Raw genomic sequence first — 4,791 nt, forward strand, 5'->3', positions numbered from 1 at the left:
GAGGAAACACTCATGGGCGCGTCGTATTGCACAACCTCGTCGACGGCCCCAATGTCGATGCCAAGTTCCAACGTGCTCGTACAACAAATCGTAAACGGCTTGCCTTCCTCTTTCGCGAACACTTCCGCGCTTCGCTTCAGCGCCTTGCTCAAATTCGAATAATGGGCGAAATAGTCGATGGGCAGCCGGTCTTCGACGCCCCATTTTCGCAAGCGAAGCGCGAAATCCTCCACCGTGTGTCTGGAATTGGCGAACACCAGCAGCGACCGCGTCCGGGAACGTTCGTACACCTTTTGGGCCACCCGATCAAAATCCCGCTTGTAGTCGCCGGTGGGCGGTACGAAGTCGAGCGTGTACTCCAGTTCCTTTTGCGTTCGATCCACCAGGACAAGCGTTTCCCGCCGGTTGAAGAAAAACGATTTGACAAACGTCCGATCCGTTTCTCCCAGCGTGGCGGACATGGCCACATAGCGGGGCTCGTTGTCCATCGCCTGCTGGAGGCGTTCGAGCAGCGAGCGCAGCTGGTAGCCACGGTCGTTGCCGATAAAGCTGTGGATCTCGTCGACAAGCACCCACTCCACCTTGGAAAACAGGCGCGAAACGAATTCGGGATGGATCGTCAAAATGGCTTCGATCGACTCGGGCGTTATGAGCAAAATCCCGCGCGGTTCTTTGACGAGTCGTTTTTTCCGGGTGGCTGACACGTCTTTATGCCACTGAAAAACGGGAATGTCCAGCGTCTGACACAAGGCGCTCAGGCGTTTGAACTGGTCGTTGATGAGCGCGACCAGAGGCGACACGTACACGATGCGGATGCCGGTTTGAAATTTTTCGACGGCGTCAATGGCTGGCAAAAAGGCGGCTTCTGTCTTGCCGGACGCGGTTGGCGCCGCCAGCACGAGATTGGCGGTTGTTTGCTTGGCGTAGCGAATCGCGCCTTCCTGGATCTTTGTCAGCGCGGGCCAGCCTTGCTCGTAAATGTATTCCCGGATCGGCCGGGAAAGCATGGCATAGGCGTCCATTAAAACACCTCGAGCGAGTCGTCGTGATCATCCGCGTCCCTGGTGACCGGCCGGCCGCCAAACTTGGATTCAAGCAAGCTGTCAAACGAGCGCTCCGGATTTTGGCGTTTCAAATCCAAAAGCTCCAGAAAATCCTTGATGACCGCGCGGGGCGTCAAAAACTCGTCGGCGCCCGGCCGGTTGAGTTGTTCTTCCATATAGCGGCGCAGCTGCTCGTAGGAAACGGAAACATCGCAATGGTAGCGCGCTTTGTAGACTGCCAGCAAGTGCTCCAGCAGCGTGTAGATTTCCTCGGGTGTCAACGGTTTGAGCGCCAGGACGGTGCGGTTCGTGTTGACCAGCCCGGTTTCCTTTTGTTCCGCGCCGAGCCGGCCGGCCAGCGCCCGATAGCTTGAAAGCCCCCGGTAGGAATCGTATATCGTTTTTCGCGTCGCGCCAAAGTTTAAAAACAAATGCTGGACGCGTCCTGTCTTGCATTCGTTGTACATGTTCAAAATCATTTCATAATTGCTTGCCCGCGTCTGGCTTCTTGGCAGCTTGTACACATTGACGAGCTCGTCAAAGTTGACGACAAGGCCGGCGTATCCGATTTTTACCACGAGCTCGTCGAACGTTTTCAAAGCGTCGAACCAGTTCGTGTCGTTGATGATCGTTCCAATGCCCAGCGTTTTTTTCGCCTCGGTTTTCGTGTCGGTTTCCGCCCGCAGCCAGCGCAGCGCCTGGATTTTCTGCTCGCGATCCTCGTTGAGCATGCCTTGGGCGTAGGCGGCCACCGCCTTGCCGAAGTCATACGCCATCAGCGGTACTTTGAACGTGTCGAACGTCCGCTCGATTGCCTGCAAAATCTCAAACACGAGCGGTCCGTTTTCCGGTTCCCACTCTTCGCGCAACCGCGTGATCCATTTTTGCAACACGATTTCCAGACAGGAACGATCCTGGCACGTCTTGATGTGCAAGTTGTTCATGATCTCCCGATACAGCGCCCGGGCCTTTCCGTTGGATGCGTAAAACGCGCGCGTTGGACTTAAGTCTACCGTGGATACCACAAAATCCTTTTCGAGCGCGAACGTGTCGATCGTTTGGAGCATGAAGCTTTTGCCGCTGCCAAAGTCCCCGACCCAAAAGCGGATGTCGCTGGCGCCGTCTTTGACGCGTTCGAGCGTGGAAAGAATTTCGTCCACTTCCTGCCTTCGGCCGACGAGAAGATGACGGATGCCGCGGCTGGGCACGACGCCCCCTTCCAGCGACGCAATGATTTGATGCGCTTCTTTGGGATTGATATTTAACATGGCAAAGCCTCCTTTACAAGATCTTCATAATACGGGTCGATTTTGAGTTCTCCATCTTCCTCCATCAAAATCGCGTCGTTGACGATTGAAAAATACGCCTCGTTGACGGCGTCGATCAGCGCTTGCGGGAACGTGTTTTGCTGGCGGGCGATGTCTTCGAGCGCCTCCATCGAAAGCGGTCCTTGCAAGAGCCGGAGCACGAGATTTTGCTCGTTCCATGAAGGGGTGTCGTCCTTTTCCGGTGCCAAGGCCGGTTCCTTTTCTTCGATTGGCTCCTCGGGCAAAAACGCCTCGATTTTGCGAATCGTGTCTTCCAAATCTTCCTTTGAGCGGACGAGCTGGTCGGGATCGAGCTGGATTTGTTTTCGAAGCGGCTGGCGCAAAGCGAGCAGGGCGTCGTAGGTCGAAAGCGACAACGGCCGCTCGAGCAAACGGGCAAAGTCCGCGAACCGGCCCGGGGCCAAAAGCGCTTTGACTTGTTTTTGAAGGGCGGGTGTGGACTTTCTTTGGATAAGCAGAAAAAGCGCCAAAAGCTGAAGGGGGACGTCCTGTTTGAGCATTTCTTTTAGCAGCCGTTCGAAATCCGGCTCGTTTTTTTGGCGTTCGAGCCACGCGACCCGGCCGGCCGGATCGGCGCGGCGCACCTTTTCGAGCACGAACGGCCACGAAGGCGCGTGGTCGGCTTGCAGGCAGACGATCAGCTCGTCAATGTCCTTGTCGTCCACAAGCTCGTTTTGCGCGGCCAGCGTCTGCTCGAAAATTTGGATTCCCTTTTTTAAAAAGCGTTTTTTCAACGCTTCCAGCTCCTTGTCCTCGGCGAGCGGCTTGGTCGCTGCCGAAGGCGGAAGCTGGCGGCGGACGACATTTTCGCCGACCTTTAAGAGCTGGCGCAAAAAGTTTTTGAACGCGTAGCTTCGCTTCTGTCGGTGAATCTCTCCGTTTATAAGCGGTTCCAGACGATTGCGGATCGCGCTGCGCTTTGGAAAAACACCCTCGTTGTCCAGCAGCGCATGAATGAGCGTCAAATACACTTTCACGATGAGCTTGGCGGTAGGCGGATACTTGAACAATGTCGAATTGCGATACGGCGTCATATCCAAAAGCATCGCTTCCTGCCACGTCACGATTTCCTGCGCCCGCAGCTGTCCGTCGCGGTCCCACCATACCGGGATCCACCCGGATTCCAGCATCGCGTAGCGTTCGATGGACGCCGCGTCCGGTTGGGGAAGCGCGTGTTCTTGCGTAAGCAGAAAATGATACATTTCCCGTTGCAGCGTGACGCCGTACAATTTTTCGATGCGCATATACGAGTAGCTGTCCAGAGAAATGCGATAGTGCCGGTTTTCATAGCGGTGAAGCGCGTGGTCAAAGCTTAAAAGCGCGAATTCGATCCAGGTCGCGTTGGCGCACGCTTCCCTATTGATTTTCGATTCAAGCCAGGCGCATAAGGCGAGATAGAGAGTTTTCGCCCCTTCCCGGACTTGCGGATTGGAATCCATCCATACGTAATTCGGGTCGATTTTGGCAAGAAACTCGTTTTCCTCTTGAAGCTTAGAATCCGGAGCCGGCTTCTCCTGTATTTTCTCCTTGGCTTCGGGATGAATCGGGGATGGTGAAATGTTTGTGACATCAATCATAAATTCATTGTAGAGCGAAACGGGGAAAAAGAATAACGAGGTGAACGAAACGGTAGAAAAAGAAGCTAAAACCTTTGCTTATGTAAAAAGTGACAGTCAAAACTATAAAAAACTTGACGTATCCGTTCTATAACGTTAAGCTTAGCTTAAATCAAAATAAAAAATATAATAAGTAAAGCATTATATTTACTGCATAAGGAGAAAATATCCATGTTTCAATCGCAATGGGAATGGACACCACAAAATCTCCAGGCACAATTATTTGAATTGAGCTGGATCGGGGAAAACTATTTTCGAACACTGGTCTTATGTTTCGTGGTTATTGGGATGCTTTGGGTCAATGCGACTCCAGGAGGAACCGGAGTAACCGGAACTATTGGAATTTGTATTTTCATTCCCTTCTATATTTTCTTCATTGTCAAATCGTGGTTCGATTTTGGCAAGCAGGCGAACATGGCGGACGCACAGCTGAGTCCGGAACAAAAGATGGCTTTCTATCAGCTTGATGAACATGGATTTGAAATGACGGCCCAAACCGAAAAGGGCGCGGCAAAGCAGATGTTTTCGTGGCCCGAGATCGTCGGCTACCGTATGTCCCGGAATTACGTATTGCTGATGGTGAAAAACTCCGGTTTACAAATCGTTCCGTTTTATATTGGCAGTTTTGACGCGAAAAAGAAACACGCGTTAAAGCAGTTTTTAGAAGCGCACCATGTCGATCGAAAAAGCCGGTTTCGTATGATGCGTGTTCTTATGCAGATGAATCAGGAAAGACAACTATATAGGAAGTCAAGTATAAAATTATGAAATAGTTTGAAATATTATTGCTTGATTTGTTGTCGA

At 52.4% G+C, this 4,791-nt stretch carries 4 protein-coding genes; 1 reads left to right on the forward strand and 3 read right to left on the reverse strand.

Annotated elements, in window-relative coordinates; translation table 11 throughout:
- The 3 genes from ABNS49_RS13535 to ABNS49_RS13545 all read right to left on the reverse strand — a co-directional run.
- The coding region (locus ABNS49_RS13535; protein ID WP_348688280.1) for a DEAD/DEAH box helicase at positions 1-1,022 on the reverse strand (1,022 nt) is incomplete at its 3' end.
- A complete protein-coding gene (locus ABNS49_RS13540; protein ID WP_288342073.1) occupies positions 1,022-2,311 on the reverse strand; it encodes an ATP-binding protein in 1,290 nt (429 codons plus the stop codon). The genes ABNS49_RS13535 and ABNS49_RS13540, both read right to left, overlap by 1 nt.
- The gene (locus ABNS49_RS13545; RefSeq protein ID WP_135981109.1) at positions 2,305-3,948 is read right to left on the reverse strand and encodes a tellurite resistance TerB C-terminal domain-containing protein; all 1,644 of its coding nucleotides are present in this window, start codon (positions 3,946-3,948) and stop codon (positions 2,305-2,307) included. The genes ABNS49_RS13540 and ABNS49_RS13545 overlap by 7 nt, the downstream gene beginning before the upstream one ends.
- 210 nt (positions 3,949-4,158) lie before the next feature.
- On the opposite strand from ABNS49_RS13545, the gene ABNS49_RS13550 reads away from it, so the two are divergent.
- The gene (locus tag ABNS49_RS13550; RefSeq protein WP_135981110.1) at positions 4,159-4,755 is read left to right on the forward strand and encodes a YcxB family protein; all 597 of its coding nucleotides are present in this window, start codon (positions 4,159-4,161) and stop codon (positions 4,753-4,755) included.
- Positions 4,756-4,791 lie beyond the last annotated feature (36 nt).

This window comes from uncultured Dubosiella sp. (genome assembly GCF_964018005.1).
Classification (GTDB): domain Bacteria; phylum Bacillota_I; class Bacilli_A; order Erysipelotrichales; family Erysipelotrichaceae; genus Dubosiella; species Dubosiella muris.

What these genes read in the sequence shown, in the direction of transcription:
- ABNS49_RS13550 (WP_135981110.1), top strand. Translation starts at nt 4,159, where the DNA reads ATGTTTCAATCGCAATGGGAATGGACACCACAAAATCTCCAGGCACAA.
- ABNS49_RS13545 (WP_135981109.1), bottom strand. Translation starts at nt 3,948, where the DNA reads ATGATTGATGTCACAAACATTTCACCATCCCCGATTCATCCCGAAGCC.
- ABNS49_RS13540 (WP_288342073.1), bottom strand. Translation starts at nt 2,311, where the DNA reads ATGTTAAATATCAATCCCAAAGAAGCGCATCAAATCATTGCGTCGCTG.